This is a genomic window from Xenococcus sp. PCC 7305, assembly GCF_000332055.1.
Lineage (GTDB): Bacteria > Cyanobacteriota > Cyanobacteriia > Cyanobacteriales > Xenococcaceae > Xenococcus.
Genome location: NZ_ALVZ01000156.1, coordinates 1 through 21607 on the forward strand (window position 1 = coordinate 1; position 21607 = coordinate 21607).

A 21607-nucleotide genomic window follows, 5' to 3' on the forward strand; every position below is an offset into this window, starting at 1 on the left:
GACAAAAATCATCTACGTCGCAAAAAATTGCTGTGATATCTAATCTTGATGTCATCATAAAATTAGCTGAGATTCTCTAATTCTGCTTATTATGAGTATACAATGTCAGCCTTTCTTTTCTCTCAAATTTTCGTCGAACTCACGTTGCACAGTGAGCAGAGAGATAAATCCGTTTTGGTGAGTCAGTGGCATCAGAGTTTCTTGTAAATTTCCTTACGATGACCTACTCTGACTACTAAAATTAATAAAATCTCATCTTCCACCAAATAAACAACCCTATATTTTCCAACTCGTATTCTATAGTAGTCGTGCTTATCACCTTTAAGTTTGGCACAACCTTCGGGACGAGGATTCTTGCTTAGTTCCGCAATCGCATTTTTAATACGTTTTATATCTTGAGACTGGATGGATCTAAAATCTTTTTTAACTCGGCTATCAAACTTGATTGTGTAGAAATTCAACTTAAGCCTCTAAATCATCAAAAAACTCATCAAAGCCAATAGTTTTCCGCTGTGGATCATTCATTCTAGATTCTGCTGCTTCAAGATCGATCCGATCTTCCGCTTGCTGCAACAATTGTTGAAAAAGCTCATAGTCCTTAGCCGAAATCAGATAGACAGCTTCCTTCCCAGAACGCTTAATAGCAATTTGTTCTGAGCCATAGGCTACTTGATTGAGAGTATCGGCAAAGTTTTTTCTGGCTTCTCCTGAAGATAAAGATTTCATAGTGATGATTTGTACTCTATGTACATAGTGTACACTAGCTAATCTCCTGATGGGATTGAGAAAATACGCGATCGCACATTAATAAATAAATCAAGAAAGCTTGGTTCGGTCTGAACAGAAATTTTTTACGCTGTAAGCTTGCTAAGGGAACAGGCAGTAACGCAAACTTGAGGATAGGGAAAAAACTTACTCATAAGAATGATGGTCGCAGCGCAACTTCAATCGATAATTAATGCTCATACTCAACTAGAAAAAGTTAGCGATTCTACTTGGCAACCCAAAATAGCCCAGACCGTAACCGATTCTACCGATGCTATTTATCTAGCTGTTCCCGAAACTGTGGCAGATTTGGCAACAATTATCGAAGCCGCAGCCCAAGAAAAATGGCGCATCATCCCCTGTGGCAATGGCAGTAAATTGGATTGGGGCAGTTTGACCGAAAAGATTAACCTAGTAGTAAGTACTCAAAAATGCGATCGCATTATCGATCATGCAGAAGGAGATCTCACCGTAACAGTAGAAGCAGGAGTTCAACTAGCAGATCTTCAAGCAAAATTGCAAGCAACTGGGCAATTTCTACCGATTGACCCCATTTATCCTCAAGAAGCTACTATTGGGGGCATTGTGGCCACCGCCGATACAGGAAGTTTGCGTCACGGTTACGGAGGAATTCGGGATTTAATTTTGGGCATATCCTTTGTCCGTGCCGATGGCAAAATTGCTAAAGGAGGCGGCAGAGTAGTGAAAAATGTCGCCGGTTACGATCTGATGAAACTGTTTACTGGTTCCTACGGCAGTTTGGGGATTATTTCCCAAGTTACGTTTCGCACTTATCCGATTCCCGCAACGGCCCAGACTTTTATCCTCACAGGAGATGCCCCATCCATCGCAACAGCAATTAAGCAAATCAAAAACTCCGGCCTGACGCCAACGGCTGCTGATTTGGTTACAGGCTCAGTGAGCTCAGCTTTAGAGCTTGGCAATAAGCTGGGTTTATTGGTTCGGTTTCAAACTATTCCCGAAAGCATTGCCGAACAAGGCTCACAGTTAGACGCGATCGCCCAATCCTTAGATTTATCCGTTACCAGTTACCAAGAAGAAACCGAAGCCCAAATCTGGCAAAAACTATCGGAGCTGATTCGCATTCCCCAGAGCTCGGATGGGATTACCTGTAAGCTAGGAATCTTGCCCAGCTCGGCGGTGCAACTGTTCCAAGAATTGGCAGAAATATCACCAACGAAATCTTTAGCTAGAATTCATATCGGCAGTGGTTTAGGGTCATGTCAGTGGCTCGAATCAGACCGAGCAGCCATCACCAGAATGCGATCGCTATGCCAACAGCAACAGGGTTTTCTCACTGTCTTAAGCGCAGCCAAGTCCGTTAAACAGGAGATTGATATTTGGGGTTATTCAGGAAATACAGCCATTATGATGCAAAAAATCAAACAACAATTCGATCCCCAAAATATCTTTAATCCTCAACGTTATGTAGAATAATAAGATGTATTAGTTTGTATTATTCGTTTTTCCTCTTGTGAGAGTTTACACATAACATGACGACAACAAGCTTTAGGTTAGATGATGACCTCGAAAATCAATTAAACAGTATTGCGAAAAATCTGAGTCGCTCAAAAAGCTGGATTATTAACGATGCCCTAAGACTCTACATTGCTCGCGAAGAAAAGAAACAACAGATGCTTCGTGAGACAGAAGAAGCCCTTGCCGACTTAGAAGCTGGACGAGTAGTTTCTGGGGAGGAAGTGATGAAATGGCTTGAAACCTGGGGGACTGCTAATGAGACAAAAGCACCCAAATTATGACCCAAATTCAATTTTCAGTAAGTGCCATAGCTGATTTACAACGCTTAAGAGATTTTATTGCTGTTAATAGTGAAGAAGCTGCGGCAAGAGTTGCGCTGAGAATTCGAGAATCTATTGCCACACTGGCTCTTTATCCAGCGAAAGGCCGTCCAGTTAATGATTTAGAAGGCGTTCGGGAATTAATCGCAGGCAATTATGTGATTCGTTATCTATATGAAAATGAAGAGAGAATAGTGATTTTGAGAGTTTGGCATGGTAAAGAATACCGTGATTCTTGAAAAAAACTTAATTTAAACTAAATAAGGGAGCGCTTTTTGCAGCGATCGCGCTTGGTAAGCAGATTACCTTGAAAGAATCTAACCAAGTCCCAATTGATTGGTCAATGTTGCATCATAAATAGCTTCTTTCCAATGAGAAGCAGATTGGATTTGCGCAGAGGAAAGATTTTCGACCCCAAAAAACTTGGTTTTCTTGATATTGGCATCTTTGAGGTTAGTTTTGATAAAGTTATTATCGCCAAAATAGGCCCGTTCCAAATTCGCTCTCACAAAATTGGTATCAGTAATTATGGCGCCAACAAAATCAACATTATTTAAATTAGCTTCGACAAAATTAGCCTCGCTCAGATCACTACCACTCAAGCGAGCATTAGCTAAATTCACATTGCTGAAATCGGCATTGGCAAGATTCGCATTACTCAAATTCGTATTACTAAGATTGGCTCCCCGAAGATCCGCATCCTGAAAATCGGCATTACTCAAATCTGCCCCATGAAGATCAATATTTCTGAGATCTGCACCTGAGGCAAATAGACCCTTCATAGTAACATTGTCCCCATTAAGATCTTGTAGCGCCTGGATTCTAGCATAACTAGTTTTCAAGCCGTGAGCTGCATCGACCACTTGCCAAGCTTCATACTGAGCCTGCTGAGTGCGATCGGGAGTTTCCAATAAAAACAAAAACAAAGCAACAATAATCGCAAAACCATCAAGGGCATCAAGCATAACTGAATTTTCTAATTCACAAAAAAACCAGTCCTTTGGCCCTTTGATCTCTTCTCGCGGTTTGGGATCAGAGCGTCGTTTGTGATGATGACGGATTGGATGTTGTCCGCATTCTAGTCCTTCGTGAGCAATCAAAGTTTCAAACAGAAACATGATCAACATTAATCCAAAAGTTAAAACCGTAGCTGTTAGGACACGAGAAATTCCTTTTTGTACATTCTTGAGCGATGCCATATGCTGTTTTTTTAGTTAGGTAACGTTTCTAGATAGTGCCAAAATTCCAGTAACTCATCATCGGTAAGATGTAAGCGCGATCGCTTGCCATAGGTGCTAAGGAGATAATCCCGACCCTGTTCTTTTGTCCAACTTAAGCGTTTCATCTCTAGATCAATTTTATGCCGAATCTGATTAAAATCAAATTCAGCTGGAGGCTCTGGCATAGTAGACGGCTCGGGAGCATAAGCTTCCTCGGTTGGCACTAGCTCTAATGGTGGTTCTAAGCTATTTCCCTTCAACTCTGGAGCATAAGAGACAGCAGGTTCTGGCTCAGGAGCATAAAGAATTGGTTCTGGTTCGGGCTCTGGTATATTTTTTGTCTCCATAACAGGTTCATGAGATAAAGCCTTTGGGACAGGAGAACTCGCAATTGATGGAGGACTCACCCTATTTGTGGCAATCTCTGGGGCGGTGACAATCTCTGGTTGGGGACTTACGGTTGTCGAGGTATTGGTGCCCTTGCGATCGGATAATTGCTCTGGAGCCTCAGAATCATGATGATTATTTGAGGAAGATTTCTCAGGGGGTGCCGCAGCTATAAGAGCAGAAGCCGTGGGAGAGGAAGTTGTGGGAGAAAAAGTCTTAATTCCCTGATCGGCTCTAGTTGCCAAATTCAAACTCAAATGACCATCTTCGAGAGTTAGAGTCTGCAATGCTCTAATTCTTGCATGATCCTCAGCTTTTTCCACACTATCTGCTCCAGCCAAGCCTGTCGCTAAAATTATGTCCTCAATTTGTATTGATACTCTAACAATATAGATGCCTCGATCAATGTCAATTAACTCACTAAGAATGCTGCCTTGAGGATAGAGATTACGAAATTTGCTTAACATTATCAATATGTGCGGAGAGAGTTAATACTAATTTACTATTTTTAACCCAAAATCAAAAAGAAATTTGCCATTGGTGACAGAAAAATTAAAATATAGAAATAACTTAAGGAGAGAGGAATAAGGAACGCGCACCAAGAGAGGAACACAAAACTATGAGTGCTTCCTTGCTGCTTGATTCTTTTACCTTCGTGATCATTTTCTCCCTAGTCTGACTGTAACTGCGTTTATTCAGTTGGGCAGATGGGCGATTAATCTCAATGCTAGTAACCTAGATTAGTTATTACCAAATCGGGAGAACCCTTACTTTTGAATCCTGATTAGGTCGAAAACATTGCTGAAATGTAAGTAGCTATTTGAGGTTAGCAAGCAGTTATTAGGTTAGATTAACATAGGCTTCGTCAATTTTCAGACGAATTACCTATTTATTTTTAGATTAAGGCTGAGATCGATTTACTTTCATAGAATAAGGACTATTGTTGATGGATTTTTCAATCGCTACATTACTAACTCAATTTATAGATGATAAGTTAGTTGCCAAAAAAAACTTAGAAAAAAAACTAGGTTGCGAAGATGACATTAGCATTCAAAAATTAGAAATCGTTTTGGATGCATTGGAAAAAACAGGTATCTTGACCAAGGATCGGGGAAAGTATCGTCGCCTTAAAGAGGAAAATGTCGTCGAAGCAAAATTGCGCTGTTCTAGTAAAGGCTTTTGTTTTGCGATTCAAGATGAAGAAAATGCGGATGATATTTATATTCGAGAAAGTCATCTTAGTAATGCCTGGAACGGCGATCGCGTCTTGGTAAGAACTATCAAGGAGGGAAGTCGTCGTCGTTCTCCTGAAGGAGAAGTAAAACTCATTTTAGAACGTTCTAACCCTTCTCTGCTCGCAACAGTCACTGAGTCTGAAGAGCATTATAAAGCCGTTCCTTTGGACGATCGTTTACTCTTTGAATTAGATCTTGAGCAAAATGGTCAAAATTTAGCCGAAGCAGTTGAACATTTGGTTCATGTTTCTGTCTTGCGCTATCCTTTGGGACAGCATGCTCCTTTAGGAACAGTTACGAAGATCCTAGGAAGTGACGCTGAAGAAGCTTCTGATGTCGATATTGTTTCTTGCAAACATGATCTGCCCCATGATTTTAAGTCCAATGAAATTGAAGCAGCTGAGGCTTTACCATCGAAAATTCCCGCAGCTGAAATCAAACGTCGATTGGATCTAAGAGAAAAGTTAACCGTGGCGATCGGCGCGGAACTAGCGTCTGAAGATACTAGTTGGATTGAAAATGCTTTTACCCTAGAGCAAAATGGGGACGGAAATTGGCAACTGACAATTCACATTGCGGATGTGGCTCATTACATAGAGGCGGATACCGTTCTCGATCGCACTACCCAGAGAAGAGGTACCGCGATCGACCTCCAAAAACGAACTATCCCCTTATTCCCTGATGCAGTTTGTAAAATTTGTTCTCTCAAGCCAGGAAAAAACCGCTTGAGCATCTCAGTTGCCATGACAATCAATCCTCAGGGAGAGATCATCGAGTCCAAAATAGAGCCCAGCGTAGTTTCGGTAGATCATTATTTTACCTACCAAGAAGCCCAGTCTTTATTGGGAGAGTCAGCAGAAGTTGCAGCCAAACTAGAACCTGCGGTTGCCATGCTCAACAATCTCTTCTTTACCCTCAGTCCCCTTGTAAAGGCCCAGCGATTACAGCGAGGCGGCTTTGAAATTACCACTCCCACCGTTAAAGGATTGAATCAGGATGAGGGGCGTTTGGGTGTTATTTTGACCACTTCTAGTTTGCCAATCAAAGCTTTATTGACCGAATTGATGGTATTGCCTGGACAAGTGGTCGCCGAACAGTTCCAAGCTTGGGATGTGCCGGGAATTTATTGTATTCAACCTGAACCAGATGTTGATGAGTTGGATGATTTGATTAAGTTAAGTAATAATCTAGGACTAGAAATTACTCTTGATCCCGAAGGGGAAGTTCAACCCCATGATTACCAATCCCTAACTCAAAAATTTGCCACTTCTGCTGAGAGCCAAGTTCTCAATTATTTGTTGCAAAATACCCTAAAGCCTATCAAATACATTACGAAGCTGGGAAAACATTTTGGTCTAGCTTGCGAAAATGGTTATACCCATTGCATTTCCCCTGGCCAAAGATATATTGACCTTGTGGTGCAGCGCATTATCAAAACTGTCTTTGAATCTGGGCGCGATCGCCGCAGCAGTAGAACTAAAACAGTAGTAGATTTGGGTAGTAGTAGTTGCCGTGGTCAGATTGCTTGGAACGTCTTGCCCCCCGCAATGCATGAACAACTAGATATTGAGCTTCATGCCATTTTGCCCCGTCTCAATGATCGCGAAAAAATTGCTGAGGATGCGGAAAAAGATCTCGCAGGACTTAAAAAAGCGGAAAAAATGAAGGAACGTACTGGCAAAATCTTTGAGGGTCTTATTGCCGGAGTCCAGTCCTATGGTTTCTTTGTCGAAATTGAAGATTTGTTGGTAGAAGGACTAGTCCATGTCAGTTCTCTAAAAGATGACTGGTATGAATATCGCTCTCGTGAAAGTTGTCTCAAAGGCCGCAAAAGCAATACTACTTACCGTTTAGGCGATCGTGTGGAAGTAGAGGTTAAAAGCGTAGATTATTACCGTCAACAAATTGATTTAGTTACGATAAATAGCAGCAGTAATGACAATAACAACGATAGTGGGAATGACAACGGAGCATGGGAGGAGGAATAATCTAAATCCTTAAACCATAACTAGTTCAAAAACCTTTTTCGCCCTTCAAAGCGAGGCTTGTGTCTCAAAGGGAGAAGTCAGAATTATTCCCTCTGCCCTCTGCCCTCTGCCCTCTGCCCTCTGCCCTCAAGGGCGAAGCTAATTGTTCGACTACAGAAGTTGGGGAAGGATTAACAGCCGTTTGGTAAACTTCTTGAGCAAACACATTTTGCACAATGAACAAAGAAATAAAGGAAATAACAGCAGCAATAATCGGGGTGGTGACCCAGCCAGAAGCAATGCCGCCTAAAACACCCCATTTGACTTGTCGAACTCCCTTTGCCCCTTGCAACATGGCAATTCCGATGACTGCTCCGACTACTGCTTGGGAACTAGATACGGGAATTAAGGGAATCGGCGGTAAACCCAAACTGGCAACGAAATTAGATAATTCAGTGGAAGAAAAAACAAAGAGAACTAAAGAACTTGAGGTGACAACTACCAAGGCACCTGTGGGAGATAAGGTCATGAGGCTTCCTCCAACTGTCATCATTACCCTTTTAGAATAGGTAAAAACTCCGATCGCGATCGCGATCGCACCCAGTAAAAATAATTGCTCAACCGCCGAAATATCAAAAATACCTGAAATTTTAAGATCCTTGAAGGGTGAAGATGGAACAAAAACCCCCATCACATTACCAATATTATTTGCTCCTAAAGTATAGGAACCAAAGGCACCCACAATAATCAAACCCAAACGGATATTTCTATCAAGACTTAGAAGATGGGGTTTCGTTTTTTTTATCGATAGAACAACAAACTTATAGATGAAAGCAGAGAAAATTGCCGCCAAGATAGGGCAAGCAACCCAGGTACTTAAAATCTTGGCCAACTCATTGAGATCTGTTGCTGAGCCACTAAACCAATTCCAACCGACAATAGCACCAACTACTGCTTGAGAAGTCGAAACAGGCAGTCCCAACTGGGTCATAAATAATACCGTAATTGCAGCGGCTAGAGCTACGGTAAAAGAGCCAGCCAAGGCATTGACCGCCCCCAACTTTCCAAGGCCATCTGCGGCACCTGCACCGGCTGTTACCGAACCAATTATGATAAAAACGCTACAAATAATAGCTGCGGTGGAAAAACGGATCATACGACTACCAACAGCCGTACCAAATACATTAGAAGCATCATTAGCTCCTAGTGACCAGCCCAAAAACAAGCCACTGGACAAGAAAATTAAAGTAGCGATTAATTCCATAAATTTTTTGTTTTCCTTAAAACCTAGCCCCTAATCTTTAACGCCTAAATACCTAGTTTTTTTTATAGGGTTCGCTGAATTGCATAGATGTCTAATTCATCTGCGACATCTTCTGCCTTATTGGCGATCGCATCAATAGCATCAACGCGATCTCGTAAATTGATTTTTTCGGAAAATTTCAAGTTAGTATTAAAAATTCTCTTTTTCAATCTAATGGAGATTTTGTCAGCCTCAGATTCATAAACTCTGACTTGATATATGTGATCTCTGACTATTTTGGGATCACGAAAAAAAGTGCGCGCCGCAACAATTACTGTCTGGACACTTTGTGCTACAACTTTAACCAACTCTAGAAATGAATTTTTAGTGATTTCTCTTTCTGTTGTAGAAATATTACCTTCATTTTGATAGTTTTGGCCCTGTTCAATCATCAGCTCCTGAAAATTGTTTCCCATAGCATCAAGCAAAGAAAACAAATCTGTCAGCAAGCGAAGCACGTCTGCTCGAAAATCAGGGATTAACATTTCGCTGTAAAGTACATTTATAATCGAACGCCTCAAATCCTGACATCTTTCTTTGAGGGTAATAATTTGTGATAATTTTTCCTCACAAGCCTCCGAGGCTCGCTCTGCTTTGATGTAGGCAGTAATTCCTAGCTCAAAGTAAATTGCTCCTTCCGCAACTTTATCGAGAAATTCATCAATTTGCCCTTCTAATAATTTTGTTTTGCCAAACAGGGCTGGGGTTTCTTTCGACATAATTTTAGAAACTGGGTTTTAGGTGTTAGGTGTTAGGTGTTAGGTCTTAGGGTTTAAGGCGCTCATTTATTACTTATTACTGATTACTTATTACTTATTAATTAGTATTTCTGAGGAACAACATGTAATTCTTCCATTGCCAGCTCATCATCATACTCATTTGTGAGATCGCGATCGCCCAGTTCAAATTTCTTCGGGGTCAAGTCCTCATAGGGGATTAAACTCAGGAAATGGGAAATACAATTGAGCCGAGCGCGTTTTTTGTCATCCGCCGGGACAATATACCAAGGCGACTCATCATGATCTGTCGCAAGTAACATATTGTCTCTAGCCTGAGAATACTCATACCAACGCTTATAGGATTCTAAATCCATAGGGCTTAATTTCCAGACCTTGCGTGGATCTTCAATCCGTTGCTTAAAACGCCGTTTTTGTTCTTTCATACTGGTATCTAACCAGTATTTGATGAGGATGATTCCAGACTCTTTTATATAATGCTCAAATCCTGGGACATATTGCAGAAAGTTTACATATTCTTTCTTGTCACAAAAACCCATAACTCTCTCTACGCCGGCACGATTGTACCAACTGCGATCGAAGATTACGACTTCGCCAGCTGCGGGAAAATGTTGCATGTAGCGTTGGATATACATTTGAGTTTTTTCCCGCTCTGAAGGAGTAGGCAGCGCAACCACACGGAATACCCGAGGACTAACTCTTTCGGTAAGTCTTTTAATGACACCTCCTTTCCCTGCTGCATCTCGGCCTTCAAAGACGACAATCACTTTTAGTCCTTTTTCTTGAACCCAATATTGCAATTTAACTAATTCGGCATGGAGTTTTGTTATTTCAGCTTCATAAACTTTATTCGAAAGTCTTGGTAACTTTTCTGAGTTTTTTTGCTTTCCTTGTTTCTTTTTACCCATCTTTTTTGCCTATAATTCCTACTTAAATTAATAAAAGCCTTGAATATTTGATCCTGAATCATAAATTCAGATTTTGTAAAACATAAGAAAATATTATGATAATTTTTGCGATCGCAACTTAGAAAAGGTGCTCTTTGTTACTAAAAAATGAGACAATGGGAGTCTTGCGCAAAATTAATTTGACTTCTTATTCGCTCTATTTGCTAGTTAAACATTAAAGAGAATTTCCACCGCAATAAATTTTATAGACAAAATGGTACAAACTCCAATTGCTCCGACCAAGAAAGTATCAAAGCTAGAGTTCACAAAAGAACGTAGTAATTTCTTGCGTGAGCCTGTAGCTACAGAAATACTCCAAGACACAACTCATTTTACAGAAGATGCGATCCAAATTCTTAAATTTCATGGCTCTTATCAACAAGACAACCGAGATAATCGGATAAAAGGCCAAGAAAAAGATTATCAAATGATGTTGCGTACCCGTTCTCCTGGAGGATTTATTCCCGCGCAGCTATATATAGCTCTAGACAAATTGTCAGAAGAATTTGGCAACCACACTCTCAGGACAACTACTCGTCAGGGTTTCCAAATCCACGGCATCCTAAAAAAGAATCTAAAAGAAACTATTGCTACCATTGTGCGCAATATGGGTTCAACTCTTGGGGCTTGCGGTGATTTGAACCGTAACGTGATGGCACCTCCAGCACCTTATAAAAATAAACCTGAATATCAATATGCTTGGGAATATGCAGATAAGATTGCTGATTTGTTAACGCCCCAAACTGGTGCTTATTATGAAATTTGGCTCGATGGCGAAAAGATCATTAGCGCCGAAGAAGCAGAGGAAGTCAAAGCGGCCAGACAGAAAAATGGCACGGGGACAGTTATTCATGGCAATGAGGAACCAATCTATGGCACCCACTATATGCCACGGAAATTTAAAATTTCTGTAACTGTTCCTGGGGATAATTCCATTGATGTCTATACCCACGATATTAGCCTGGTCGTTATTCTCGATGAACAAGGAGAATTAGAAGGGTTTAATGTTCTAGCTGGTGGCGGCATGGGTCGCACCCATAATAAAGAAGAAACCTTCGCGAGAATAGCTGATCCCATTGGTTTTGTGGTGAAAGAAGATGTCTATGAGCTGATCAAAGCTATTGTAGCCACCCAAAGAGATTATGGCGATCGCTTTAATCGTCGTCATGCCAGAATGAAATATCTCTTATACGATTGGGGTGTGGAGAAATTCAAGGCCAAATTGGAAGAATTTTTTGGCAAGACAATTGCTCCCTATCGAGAATTACCCGATTGGAAATATCTAGATTTCCTCGGTTGGCATGAACAAGGTGATGGCAAATTATTTTTTGGCTTGTCGGTAGAGAATGGTCGGGTCAAAGACACTGATGAGTGGAAACTTAAAACTGCCTTACGGGAAATAATCGGCAAATTTGATATTCCCATGCGCCTAACGGCCAATCACGATATTATTCTTTATGAGATTGACCCAGAGAATAAAGCAGAGATTGAACAGATACTGCTTCAAAGAGGAATTGAAACCAATCCCGAGGCGATCGACAAATTTACTCGCTATTCGATGGCTTGCCCTGCATTGCCCCTTTGTGGACTAGCTGTTACCGAATCGGAACGAGTTTTACCTCAAATTAGCGATCGCATACGCACATTATTGACTAAACTAGGTATGGCTGATGAATATTTTGTCATCCGTATGACTGGTTGTCCCAATGGTTGCGATCGTCCCTATATGGCAGAACTAGGTTTTGTAGGTAGTGCTCCCAAAAAATACCAAGTATGGCTGGGAGGGACACCAGATCAAACCCAACTAGCTCAACCCTATGAGCAAAAAATGCCTGTAGATGAATTAGAAGACTTTTTTGAGCCTATCTTTGTCTTCTTCAAACAAAAGCGTCAAGCAGGAGAAAGTTTTGGCCTGTTCTGCTCTCGTATTGGCTTCGATGCAATTCGTAAATTTTCTGCTGATTATAAATTAGGTAGCTATATGGAAGAAACCACCACCAAACAACGCAAGTTCCGCAAAAATCAAAAACGGGTTAGTGTTCCCGATGAAATTTTCCCTCGCTTGAAGGAAATGGCACAACAAGAAGGGAGACCAATGAATCAGGTTATTGCTGATGCTCTAGCTGATTATTTTGCCAAAAAAGCCAATGGCTAGTCGGGCTGAATCTAATTAATTATTATCTATAAGATTTGAGTTTTGAAGAAGTGAGTATTCACCATTCAAGACTCTTTTTTTATATTGTGCCCTACATATATTATTCTAAATTTCATCAGGAATAACCCATTTAGGAGGTTCAGTTAGTTTTTTTCTCCTGGCTATTTCAGCTATTTCGATCATGTCATCTAAAGAGGTTTCGCTGATAAACTTAGAGGTTTTCTCTAGATGATTGTCTTGCGACACTGGATTCCCTGCAAGAGATTCTTGCTGATTATTGGTTGTTTTACTTATATTATGGTCTTCCATGATGCTTCGGATTGCTATTTTTACCTGCAAATATTGTAAATTATTATGCAATCTCGCAAACTTTTTGCCTCTTTATTTCTTATTTTTTGAGGGAAGATCAACATTTATTGCTTATCTCTTGCCTTTTGTCAATATGACAGTTAGAATGCGGCTGAAAACCTCCACACACTTATCCTTACTATGTCTGCTCTTCCTCAATATTATATTCAGGTCGGCTCTGATGAACATCTCTCCTCAGAGGTATCTAACACTCAGATAACATCTAATACTCAGCCGAAATCGAGTAATAATTCCCCTAGCGCACCTTCTCATTTTCCCCAAGCCAAAAAATTTCCTGCATATCTCAAGGTTTTACTTTTATTGCAGAAATGTTCTTTAGGGGTTGCAGGTTTGTCTATTGCCACAGGAATTGGTTTATATCTATCGACAGTTTCTATTCCTCAGCAATGGAGTAAAGAATACCGCAATCTGGAAACTTTACAAAGTCAAGAACGCCAGTTGACAAGTATTGGAGAGCGTTTAAAATATGAGGTCTCTCAACAAGCCCAGCAATTTCAGATGTCTCCCATCACGCCTGAAAATACTGTATTTCTGACGCCAAATACTGTAGCCGTCAAGCCTCAGCTTAACCAAAAAAATCAGGGTAAATCTCTCAAGAAAATCAGTCTTGGATACTAGTGCCGCCGCGCTGAAGTAATTAGGTAATAAGTAATAAGTAATGAGTAATAAGTAATGAGTAATGAGAAAGATTAGGGCGAGTAAATTATCCCAAAAGACTCGATTGCCCAAAAAACCTCGTAATCTTGCTCGTCAAGTTACGTTAAGATTGCTTCTAGTATGGGGGTTGTTATTTCTTTGTGCCACAGGATTGGCAGTGAGACTTTATCATCTTCAAGTTGTTGATCCTGTGATTGCCCATGAAAAAGCACCGAAAAATAAAAATTATAAGGCGATCGCGCGATCGCAACAGACGGCCAACTTACAATTATTCACTCCCCGCCGTCAAATTGTAGATCGCAATCAAAATGTTTTGGCTACAGATCGCATAAATTACGAACTTTATGTTCATCCTGCCCTATTCATCAAAAACGCCAAACCAGTTTCCGCAGAAGAAATTGCCCAAAGCTTAGCGACTATTTTAAAAACTGATAGCCCTGAGAACCTTTTAAAAAAGTTTGGTAGGCCCGGCCCTTTATTTAGAAATTTGCCAGAATCAGTAGTTCCGCAAATTCGTGCTTTGCAGATTGATGGTTTAGATCTTAGGAAAAACTATTCTCGCTATTATCCTTATCAGGACATGGCAGCAGAAGTTATTGGCTATATTAATAAAGATTCGAGCCGCGAACCCAAGGCAGGGTTGGAACTTACGCAAAATAACTTACTAGAGCGACCTTCGATTACTTTGAGGTTAAAGCGCAGTTTCTTGCAACTCAAGGGCAAAACTCAACCGATCTTTCATCCTGGGGAGTTAAAGCGATCGCAGAAACTTTTCCAGTTTGACGATCTCAGGCTACAAACTACCCTCGATTTGCGATTGCAACAATCAGCTCGTGAGGCTTTAAAAGCTGGGATGGACAAGTATAAGGCCAAAAGAGGAGCTGTTTTGGTAATGGATGTTTGGGATGGTTCGATTCCGATTCTCGTTTGTGAGCCAACCTATGATCCCAATCGCTATAACGAATACCAAGATTATAGTGTCTTTAAAAATTGGGCAATAACAGATCTTTATGAGCCTGGTTCGACTTTTAAACCAATTAATGTTGCGATCGCCCTAGAAGCTGGGGTCGTTACTCCCAACGCAAAAATTGAAGATACGGGAAAAACTGTTGTCAATACCCATACGATTCGCAATCACGATTATCGAGAAAAAGGAGCCAGAGGAAAAATTAGCATTCCTCAGATTTTGCAATATTCTAGCAATATCGGGATGATTAATATTATGAAGCAGTTGTCTCGTCCCGATTATTATCACAAGCTCCAAGAATTAGGGATCGAGGAGCCATTAAAACTAGATATTCCCGGTTATACTCCGGGTCAACTTCGGGACGAAGTGGAATTTTCGGTCAGAGAAATTGATGCGGCAACGGCGGCTTTTGGGCAAGGTTTTTCTCTCACGCCGATGAAACTGCTACAGTTGCATGCTGCGATCGCTAATGGGGGAGAATTAATGAAACCTCATTTGGTCAAAGGGTTAGTTGATTTTGATGGCAATATTCACTACGAGATTCCTTCTCAAAGTAAAAAAATTTGGGACTCCAAAATCACCCAGACTGTTCTAGAAATGATGGAAACAGTTGTGGATCAAGGCAGTGGTAAAGTTTCCCAAATTCCTGGCTATCGGATTGCCGGAAAAACAGGAACTGCCCAGAAAATCAATCAAACCGGAGCCTATGATGAAACCGCCAAGATTACAAGTTTTGTTGCCATTTTTCCCGTGGAAAACCCCCGTTATGCAATTTTAGCGGTAGTAGATGAGCCGAAGGGAAGATGGACTTTTGGTTCTACTGTGGCAGCTCCAATCGTAAAAGATGTGATCGAAACAATTATTGCTCATGAGGGAATCGCCCCATCTCGCGAACCGGAGAAAAATTAATTTTTTGGGTTTTAGGTTTTAGGTTTTAGAGGAATTCTGAGAATCGAGAAATTTAGATTTTATGTTCTCTGTCCCCTATTCCTCGTTACCTATTCTCTGTTCCCCAACAACTGCTTAAAAGTTTAAGCTTCCAGCATTTGCAGATTATATAAACTAGCATAAAGTCCATCTTCTTCTAATAATTGATCATGATTACCTGATTCGATTAATTCACCTCTTTTGAGGACAAAGATCCGATCCACATCTCGAATTGTGGAAAGACGGTGCGCAATAATTATCGCGGTGCGATCGCGCAATAAATGGTCTAGAGCTTCTTGAATCAAAGCTTCTGTCTTAACGTCCAAACTTGCGGTAGCTTCATCTAAGACCAAAACATGGGGATTGCGAATTGCCACCCGAGCAAAAGCAAGTAACTGTTTTTGTCCCCCAGAAAGATTGGTTCCTCGTTCTCGAAGTTCGGTATGATAGCCATTGGGCAAATCTTCAATAAATCCATCTATATTAGTCATTCTCGCGGACTGCTTGACTTCTAACAGATCATAATTATCTCCTAGCGTAATATTGCGCTGAACATCTCCTGCAAAAAGAAAACTTTCCTGGAGAATCACCCCAATATAGCGACGTAATTCCGCTTGGGAAATATCTCGAATGTCAATCCCATCGACCAAAATTCTACCTTTGCTTGGTTCGTAAAGACGACATAATAAACGAATAATCGAACTTTTTCCTGCTCCTGTGGGACCCACTAAGGCAATTTTTTCTCCTGGTTTAATCGTAAAATCTAGGTTTTTCAGGACATATTCGTCACTCTTGTAGCCAAACCAAACATTTTCAAATCTGATCTCGCCAATATGATCTTTAGCGGCAATTTTTTCTTGTAAAGATGAACTGTCCCCCGTATCTTTAATTTCAATGGGTTCACTCATTAATTCTGTGATACGTTCGATCGCGGTGAGTCCCGATTGAAACATGGTAAATTTATCTGCAAACTGCCGTAGAGGGTTAAATAACCTTTGCGAAAACAGAATAAAAGCCGATAGTTTGCCAAAAGTAATTGTAGTTTGTAAGACAAAAACACCACCAATCCAGAGCATTCCCGCGATCGCGACAAGAGAGATCCATTCTAAGGTCGCTGACACTGCCGAATCATGGAAAATTGTTTTATCAACAGCAGTCCGATAACGCTCATTCACCGAGCGATGCATCTCGGAATTATATTTTTCTCGTCGAAAGAGCTGCACAATATTAATTCCCGTGACATTCTCCTGCAACATCGAATTTAGTTTGGATAACTCTTCTCTCGCTCGATAGTTGGCTAGTCTATATTGCGACTGAAAATAAATAATTAAACCAGTAACAGGAAGCAGCATTAAAATCAGAATCGAAGCTAAACGCCAGTCTTCTAGATACATAAAGAAGATCAACGCCGCAATAGACATAATGTCGCTAACCACTCCGATCGCCCCAGTGGCAAAGACATCTCCGAGAGCTTCGACATCATTGGTTACGCGGGTAACCAACTTTCCCACAGGAGTTCGATCAAAAAACCGCGAAGCGAGAGATGTCAGATGGGTAAATAAGTCCTCTCTCACCGACGCGGTGATTTCTTGTCCCAGTTTTTGCACTAGATAACCTTGAGCCGACGAAAACATCAGTTTGATGGAAACTGTTACTAGTAAAAATACGACTAAAACATTAATGCCTTGGGCAATAGTTTTTCCTTGAAGAAATGACCAAGTCGGCTCCTCTTTGAGCAGAGATACGGCTTGTCCAATAATAATCGGCTGCACTGCACCAGCGATCGCCAGAGGGAATAGTAAAATCAAGCCAATGATCAAAATTTTGCTATTTTTTTGCAGATAGGGAATTAATTTGAGAAATAATCGCCAATCATTATCTTTTTTTTTATTGCTGAGAAAAGGAGTTTGGTTCATTTAGTTCAGGTAACGCTCATCAGTCATCAGTCATAAGTTATCCTCCTTCGAGGACTTGGTCAGTAACCAGTAACTAAATTATTTATTAATTGAGGATATCAGTAATGTTATCAAAGTCAGATATAATTTGACGAGCGACCATAGCGAAGCTTACTTGTCATGGTAACGCGTTAGGTTACATTATGATTTGGCGGTTAAGCCAGGGCATCTCTCCCGTAGAAGAATTTCTATCTGCCATCTCCCTTCGCCTAGCAAAGCCCTGTTAAACAAGTGAAAAGATATCAGTGATCGAGCTTTAAATTTATGAAAACGATAAAAAAGATAATTGCTAATAGCCAGAAGAAACTACTTTATAGCTGGATAAAAACAGTATCTCTGATTGTATTTGTTATCAGTAGCACCTTGATTGCCTGGCAACCACCTGCGATCGCATTCTTAGCCCAAGGAAATGCTATTACCGATCCTAATGCGATTCTACGCTATGCTTTGCCAATTGATAATGACCAAATTCGCCAGCTCCAAGATGATCTAGAAGATCTCTCAGAACAGTTGCGCAGTAAACGATGGAGCACAATTAGCAAAGATCTCAAAGATGCACTCTATGTTCTTGAGTATCGTCGTGACAACATTCTTGAGAGCATTCCCGAAGACTTACATCCTCGTAGTGAAATCTTGATGGATAAGATTACCGAAGGAATTGAAGTAATCCAAGATTTTGCTCAAGATAAAGATCGCGACCCTATCTATATTAAAAAAGAAGAGATTCTTGGCTATGTCGGCGAATTAGAAGAATCAATGGTTACAGAATTCCCCTATGAAGTTCCCGAAGCCTATGCCTATTTACCGCAACTTCTCGGTCGCGCTGTGGTAGAAATGGAAACAACTAGAGGCACCATAGATATTATTGTTGATGGTTATAGTGCGCCGGTGAATGGTGGTAACTTTGTTGATTTGGTGCAAAAAGGTTTTTACGATGGCGCGAGTTTTGATTATGCGAAGGATACTTATTTACAAGCGGGAGATCCTCCCGGTCCTACAGCTGGTTTTATTGACCCCAATACTGGAGAATACCGTGCTATCCCTCTAGAAGTTTTAGTCGCAGGGGATAAGAAACCTACCTATCGATACACTCTAGAGCAACTTGGTCGTTATTTGGATGTGCCAATTATTCCTTTTAATGCCTATGGTGCAGTGGCTCTAGCTCATCCAGCTTTTAGTCCTAATGGTGGTTCTTCGCAATTTTTCTTCTTTAAATTTGACACTGAATTAACTCCTCCTGGTTTTAACTTGATGGATGGGCGTTACTCAATATTTGGTTACACAGTCAAAGGCAAAGAGTTAATCGACAAAATGACCACCGATGATAAGATCATCTCTGCTAAAGTCGTTCATGGTCTGGAAAACCTAGTTCAACCCGACTAATCAGTTATCAATTAAGTACCTAGGCAAAATTAATTGTATATTTTGGGGTTTGGGGTCTTAGGGGATTTGGGAATTGGGGAAAAAAAGATAGTCAATTTCAAATTTACACAAATAATTTTGCTTACCTACTTAAAATTGGTCAATGTTTGATATTTAATGCTCAATGTAAAAGATATTGGGGAACAGGGTTTACTCAGAAAGTTACAAGCTTTTTGTCCGACCGATGTTGTGGGGGATGATGGAGCGATTTTACAACTTAAGCGCGATCGCAAGTTGGTAGTGACCACCGATGTCCTAGTTGATAATGTTCATTTTAGCGATCGCACTACCTCAGCTTTTGATGTGGGTTGGCGTGGTGCCGCTGCAAATTTATCAGATTTAGCGGCTATGGGCGCAACTCCCATCGGCATTACTGTTGGGTTATCTCTTCCTGGAGAGACCCCTGTGTCCTGGGTAGAAGAACTATATCGCGGTTTGGATAGTTGTTTGCGTAAATACCAAAGCGCGATCGTCGGTGGTGATATTACTCGCTCTGAGGTGATTACTATTGCCATAACTGCTTTGGGAGAAGTTTCTCCTGGTCAAGAGATTCGCCGTAGTGCTGCGCAGGTAGGAGATGCGATCGCAATTACTGGATATCATGGTCTATCCAGAGCCGGTTTAGAATTGCTGCTACATCCCGAATTAGGTCAAAATTTGACTCCAGTGGAACAGAAAATTCTGATGAAAGCTCATCAACAGCCCCAACCCCGACTGAATGTATTGTCAATCTTGTCAGAGCTGGGAGAGAATATCCGAGTTGCGGGCATGGATAGTAGTGATGGGTTAGGGGATGCGATCGCTCAGATTTGTCATTGCAGTGAAGTCGGAGCCGTAATAGATTGTAATGCTTTACCGATTCATCCTGCTTTGAGTAATTTCGTCATGCCATCCCAAGCCGAAGACTGGATTTTCTATGGTGGCGAAGATTTTGAGTTGGTTCTCTGTTTGCCGGAAAATCTGGCCATATCGCTAGTCGAACAATTAGGCAATGGCGCAAATATTATCGGGGAAATCACGTCCGAACCTGAAATTGTTATGAATAATCCTCGCAATGCTGATTTAAAGTCTTTATCTGTCTTGAGAGCAGGATTTCAACATTTTAATTAAAATCTCTTCACGATTAGCTATAAGTGATCAGCCGTTAACTTACATTTATTCCCATGAATCAGCAACAGAAATATGGCCTAGCACTGCATACTACTACTCCACAATTAGGCATCTGTTTAGACAATTTTCAAGGCGATCGCCGTAGCCAAATCTGGGATCTCGGGCGAGATTTATCTTCTTTGCTCCATCAACATCTGCAATCAATGCTCGTACCCCAAACTTGGCAAGATTTAAAATTTATTGCCGTTGCCAAAGGCCCAGGAGGCTTCACTGGTACCAGAATGGGGGTTGTTACCACTCGTACTATTGCCCAACAGTTAAATATTCCTCTTTACGGCATTTCTACTTTAGCTGCGATCGCGCATTCTGCGATCGCTAATCCTGATCGCAATTCTTTAATCGCAGTACAAATGGATGCGAGAAGAGAGCAATTGTTTGCTGCGATCTATCAAATAAGCGAGAATGGCATTTGGCAGCCCTACTTATCAGATATGGTAATCGGCACCGTAGAATGGCAAAATACCTTATCAGATTTAGACTCACCCTATAAATTAGTTATATCCCCGACCGAAACTGCTAATACAGTTATTGATGTTCTAGAACTTGCTCATGCTCAATGGAGACAAGGAAAGAAAAGCCAATGGCAAGATATTGTCCCCTTTTATGGGCAACATCCTGTTAGATGAAGGCAGAGGGCAGAGGGCAGAGGGCAGAAGGCAGAAGGCAAAGGTTTCTATCAACAATTATTATTTAACTGGTTTGAGACGTGTAAACTTTAAGCTGAACTTGCCCCCACTGGTTTCCCCAAAGGCCCGAACCCGCACGATATACTTGCCATTCTCAACGATTCTTGAAAATAGCAATGAGTTTGTTGTTCCATCAGGAGCATCATCATTCTCTGCAACAGTGGAACCATCATTTGCAATCAGCATAATCATGGTGTCAAACTCATCAGAAGTCAGATCAATCGCCACTTGATCCCCTTTTTCCAATTGAATATAGTAGTCGCGAGCAAAACCCCCCTCGCCAGTGGGAATATCGTGCTCTGAAAGGGTATCGGAAATTTCTTTGTCCGAAGAAATTCCATAGGGATTATAAAGTCTGTTTTGGGCTTCTGCTGGTGACATGAACATCGCGATCGCCACCAGGGCAATACCCATAGGAAAATTGCAATACCAGCGATTAAAAAACAGTTTAGCCATACAAAAAAATTGAACCAACCGAGCCTAGAGCCCCAATAAGCATAATTAGAATATTCATCTCTACAATTCTATATCCCCTATGCAAAAAGAGCTCAGAGATTTTTATCTCAGCACTAGGTTTAGTTGTATTTCAGTTGGAATTTAGTTCTTAGTCGAAAACAAAGATGAATTTTTTACTTTATTGAATACCCTGACCAATACCACGACAGCAAAAATCAACCATAGCAAAGAGCTTAATTGACCTAACAAAATAGATATATCCATCATAATTTCCAATCTTTAAAACCAAACAAGATTATTCCCTTCGAGTCTCCCTCAGATTTCAGGGGCTAGACAGACTATTGATATCATTTTTGTTGATTCTTAATATATTTTAAAGGAAAGCCCTAGAGAGTTTAAAAAACTACAAATCTTTTTACTTAAATTACGCATTTTAATTCTTATTAAGTTCTACCATTTACT

At 40.8% G+C, this 21607-nt stretch carries 20 protein-coding genes; 10 read left to right on the forward strand and 10 right to left on the reverse strand.

Going from position 1 to position 21607, the window contains the following annotated elements; genetic code table 11:
• Window positions 1-191: 191 nt before the first annotated feature.
• Both XEN7305_RS09725 and XEN7305_RS09730 read right to left on the reverse strand, forming a co-directional pair.
• Entirely contained in the window at window positions 192-461 is a 270-nt protein-coding gene (locus tag XEN7305_RS09725) for a type II toxin-antitoxin system RelE/ParE family toxin (protein ID WP_006509232.1), read from the reverse strand.
• A 1-nt stretch (window position 462) separates the two neighbouring features.
• Window positions 463-726: a type II toxin-antitoxin system Phd/YefM family antitoxin gene (locus tag XEN7305_RS09730; RefSeq protein ID WP_006509233.1), complete on the reverse strand. Its 264-nt coding sequence runs from the start codon at window positions 724-726 to the stop codon at window positions 463-465.
• A 198-nt stretch (window positions 727-924) separates the two neighbouring features.
• Between XEN7305_RS09730 and XEN7305_RS09735 the strand changes: the two genes are divergently transcribed.
• The 3 genes from XEN7305_RS09735 to XEN7305_RS09745 are packed head-to-tail and all read left to right on the forward strand — an operon-like array spanning window position 925 to window position 2824.
• Window positions 925-2223 (forward strand): FAD-binding oxidoreductase, encoded by a 1299-nt coding sequence (locus XEN7305_RS09735; RefSeq protein WP_202951260.1) that lies wholly within the window; start codon window positions 925-927, stop codon window positions 2221-2223.
• Between the two features lie 56 nt (window positions 2224-2279).
• Window positions 2280-2546 (forward strand): CopG family ribbon-helix-helix protein, encoded by a 267-nt coding sequence (locus XEN7305_RS09740; RefSeq protein WP_006509235.1) that lies wholly within the window; start codon window positions 2280-2282, stop codon window positions 2544-2546.
• The gene (locus XEN7305_RS09745; protein WP_006509236.1) at window positions 2543-2824 is read left to right on the forward strand and encodes a type II toxin-antitoxin system RelE/ParE family toxin; all 282 of its coding nucleotides are present in this window, start codon (window positions 2543-2545) and stop codon (window positions 2822-2824) included. The genes XEN7305_RS09740 and XEN7305_RS09745 overlap by 4 nt, the downstream gene beginning before the upstream one ends.
• Window positions 2825-2902: 78 nt before the next feature.
• On the opposite strand, the gene XEN7305_RS09750 is transcribed toward XEN7305_RS09745, so the two are convergent.
• Both XEN7305_RS09750 and XEN7305_RS09755 read right to left on the reverse strand, forming a co-directional pair.
• On the reverse strand, window positions 2903-3784 hold the full coding sequence (locus XEN7305_RS09750; protein ID WP_006509237.1) for a pentapeptide repeat-containing protein: 882 nt from the start codon (window positions 3782-3784) through the stop codon (window positions 2903-2905).
• An 11-nt stretch (window positions 3785-3795) separates the two neighbouring features.
• The gene (locus tag XEN7305_RS09755; protein ID WP_006509238.1) at window positions 3796-4659 is read right to left on the reverse strand and encodes a hypothetical protein; all 864 of its coding nucleotides are present in this window, start codon (window positions 4657-4659) and stop codon (window positions 3796-3798) included.
• A gap of 479 nt (window positions 4660-5138) precedes the next feature.
• On the opposite strand from XEN7305_RS09755, the gene XEN7305_RS09760 reads away from it, so the two are divergent.
• Window positions 5139-7415 (forward strand): ribonuclease R family protein, encoded by a 2277-nt coding sequence (locus XEN7305_RS09760; RefSeq protein WP_006509239.1) that lies wholly within the window; start codon window positions 5139-5141, stop codon window positions 7413-7415.
• 64 nt (window positions 7416-7479) lie between these two features.
• On the opposite strand, the gene XEN7305_RS09765 is transcribed toward XEN7305_RS09760, so the two are convergent.
• The 3 genes from XEN7305_RS09765 to ppk2 all read right to left on the reverse strand — a co-directional run bounded on the left by XEN7305_RS09765 (window position 7480) and on the right by ppk2 (window position 10342).
• The gene (locus XEN7305_RS09765) at window positions 7480-8658 is read right to left on the reverse strand and encodes an inorganic phosphate transporter (RefSeq protein WP_006509240.1); all 1179 of its coding nucleotides are present in this window, start codon (window positions 8656-8658) and stop codon (window positions 7480-7482) included.
• A 62-nt stretch (window positions 8659-8720) separates the two neighbouring features.
• Entirely contained in the window at window positions 8721-9416 is a 696-nt protein-coding gene (locus XEN7305_RS09770; protein ID WP_006509241.1) for a DUF47 domain-containing protein, read from the reverse strand.
• 101 nt (window positions 9417-9517) lie between these two features.
• Window positions 9518-10342, reverse strand: coding sequence for a polyphosphate kinase 2 (gene ppk2 / locus XEN7305_RS09775; RefSeq protein ID WP_006509242.1), 825 nt, complete (start codon window positions 10340-10342; stop codon window positions 9518-9520).
• 253 nt (window positions 10343-10595) lie between these two features.
• Here ppk2 and sir point away from each other — a divergent pair, with 253 nt between their 5' ends.
• Window positions 10596-12536 (forward strand): sulfite reductase, ferredoxin dependent, encoded by a 1941-nt coding sequence (gene sir, locus XEN7305_RS09780; protein WP_006509243.1) that lies wholly within the window; start codon window positions 10596-10598, stop codon window positions 12534-12536.
• A 105-nt stretch (window positions 12537-12641) separates the two neighbouring features.
• On the opposite strand, the gene XEN7305_RS09785 is transcribed toward sir, so the two are convergent.
• Window positions 12642-12845: a hypothetical protein gene (locus XEN7305_RS09785; RefSeq protein ID WP_006509244.1), complete on the reverse strand. Its 204-nt coding sequence runs from the start codon at window positions 12843-12845 to the stop codon at window positions 12642-12644.
• A 180-nt stretch (window positions 12846-13025) separates the two neighbouring features.
• Between XEN7305_RS09785 and XEN7305_RS26580 the strand changes: the two genes are divergently transcribed.
• Both XEN7305_RS26580 and XEN7305_RS09795 read left to right on the forward strand, forming a co-directional pair.
• On the forward strand, window positions 13026-13523 hold the full coding sequence (locus tag XEN7305_RS26580; RefSeq protein WP_006509245.1) for a hypothetical protein: 498 nt from the start codon (window positions 13026-13028) through the stop codon (window positions 13521-13523).
• Between the two features lie 61 nt (window positions 13524-13584).
• Window positions 13585-15438: a penicillin-binding protein 2 gene (locus XEN7305_RS09795; protein WP_006509246.1), complete on the forward strand. Its 1854-nt coding sequence runs from the start codon at window positions 13585-13587 to the stop codon at window positions 15436-15438.
• A gap of 122 nt (window positions 15439-15560) precedes the next feature.
• On the opposite strand, the gene XEN7305_RS09800 is transcribed toward XEN7305_RS09795, so the two are convergent.
• The gene (locus tag XEN7305_RS09800) at window positions 15561-17372 is read right to left on the reverse strand and encodes an ABC transporter ATP-binding protein (RefSeq protein WP_006509247.1); all 1812 of its coding nucleotides are present in this window, start codon (window positions 17370-17372) and stop codon (window positions 15561-15563) included.
• 303 nt (window positions 17373-17675) lie between these two features.
• Here XEN7305_RS09800 and XEN7305_RS09805 point away from each other — a divergent pair, with 303 nt between their 5' ends.
• The 3 genes from XEN7305_RS09805 (at window position 17676) to tsaB (ending at window position 20629) form a co-directional block, all read left to right on the forward strand.
• Window positions 17676-18794 (forward strand): peptidylprolyl isomerase, encoded by a 1119-nt coding sequence (locus XEN7305_RS09805; RefSeq protein ID WP_006509248.1) that lies wholly within the window; start codon window positions 17676-17678, stop codon window positions 18792-18794.
• Window positions 18795-18950: 156 nt separating this feature from the next.
• The gene (thiL, locus tag XEN7305_RS09810) at window positions 18951-19943 is read left to right on the forward strand and encodes a thiamine-phosphate kinase (RefSeq protein ID WP_006509249.1); all 993 of its coding nucleotides are present in this window, start codon (window positions 18951-18953) and stop codon (window positions 19941-19943) included.
• Between the two features lie 53 nt (window positions 19944-19996).
• On the forward strand, window positions 19997-20629 hold the full coding sequence (gene tsaB, locus XEN7305_RS09815; RefSeq protein WP_006509250.1) for a tRNA (adenosine(37)-N6)-threonylcarbamoyltransferase complex dimerization subunit type 1 TsaB: 633 nt from the start codon (window positions 19997-19999) through the stop codon (window positions 20627-20629).
• Between the two features lie 60 nt (window positions 20630-20689).
• On the opposite strand, the gene XEN7305_RS09820 is transcribed toward tsaB, so the two are convergent.
• Complete coding sequence (locus XEN7305_RS09820) at window positions 20690-21103, reverse strand: PPC domain-containing protein (protein WP_006509251.1); 414 nt, start codon at window positions 21101-21103, stop codon at window positions 20690-20692.
• Window positions 21104-21607 lie beyond the last annotated feature (504 nt).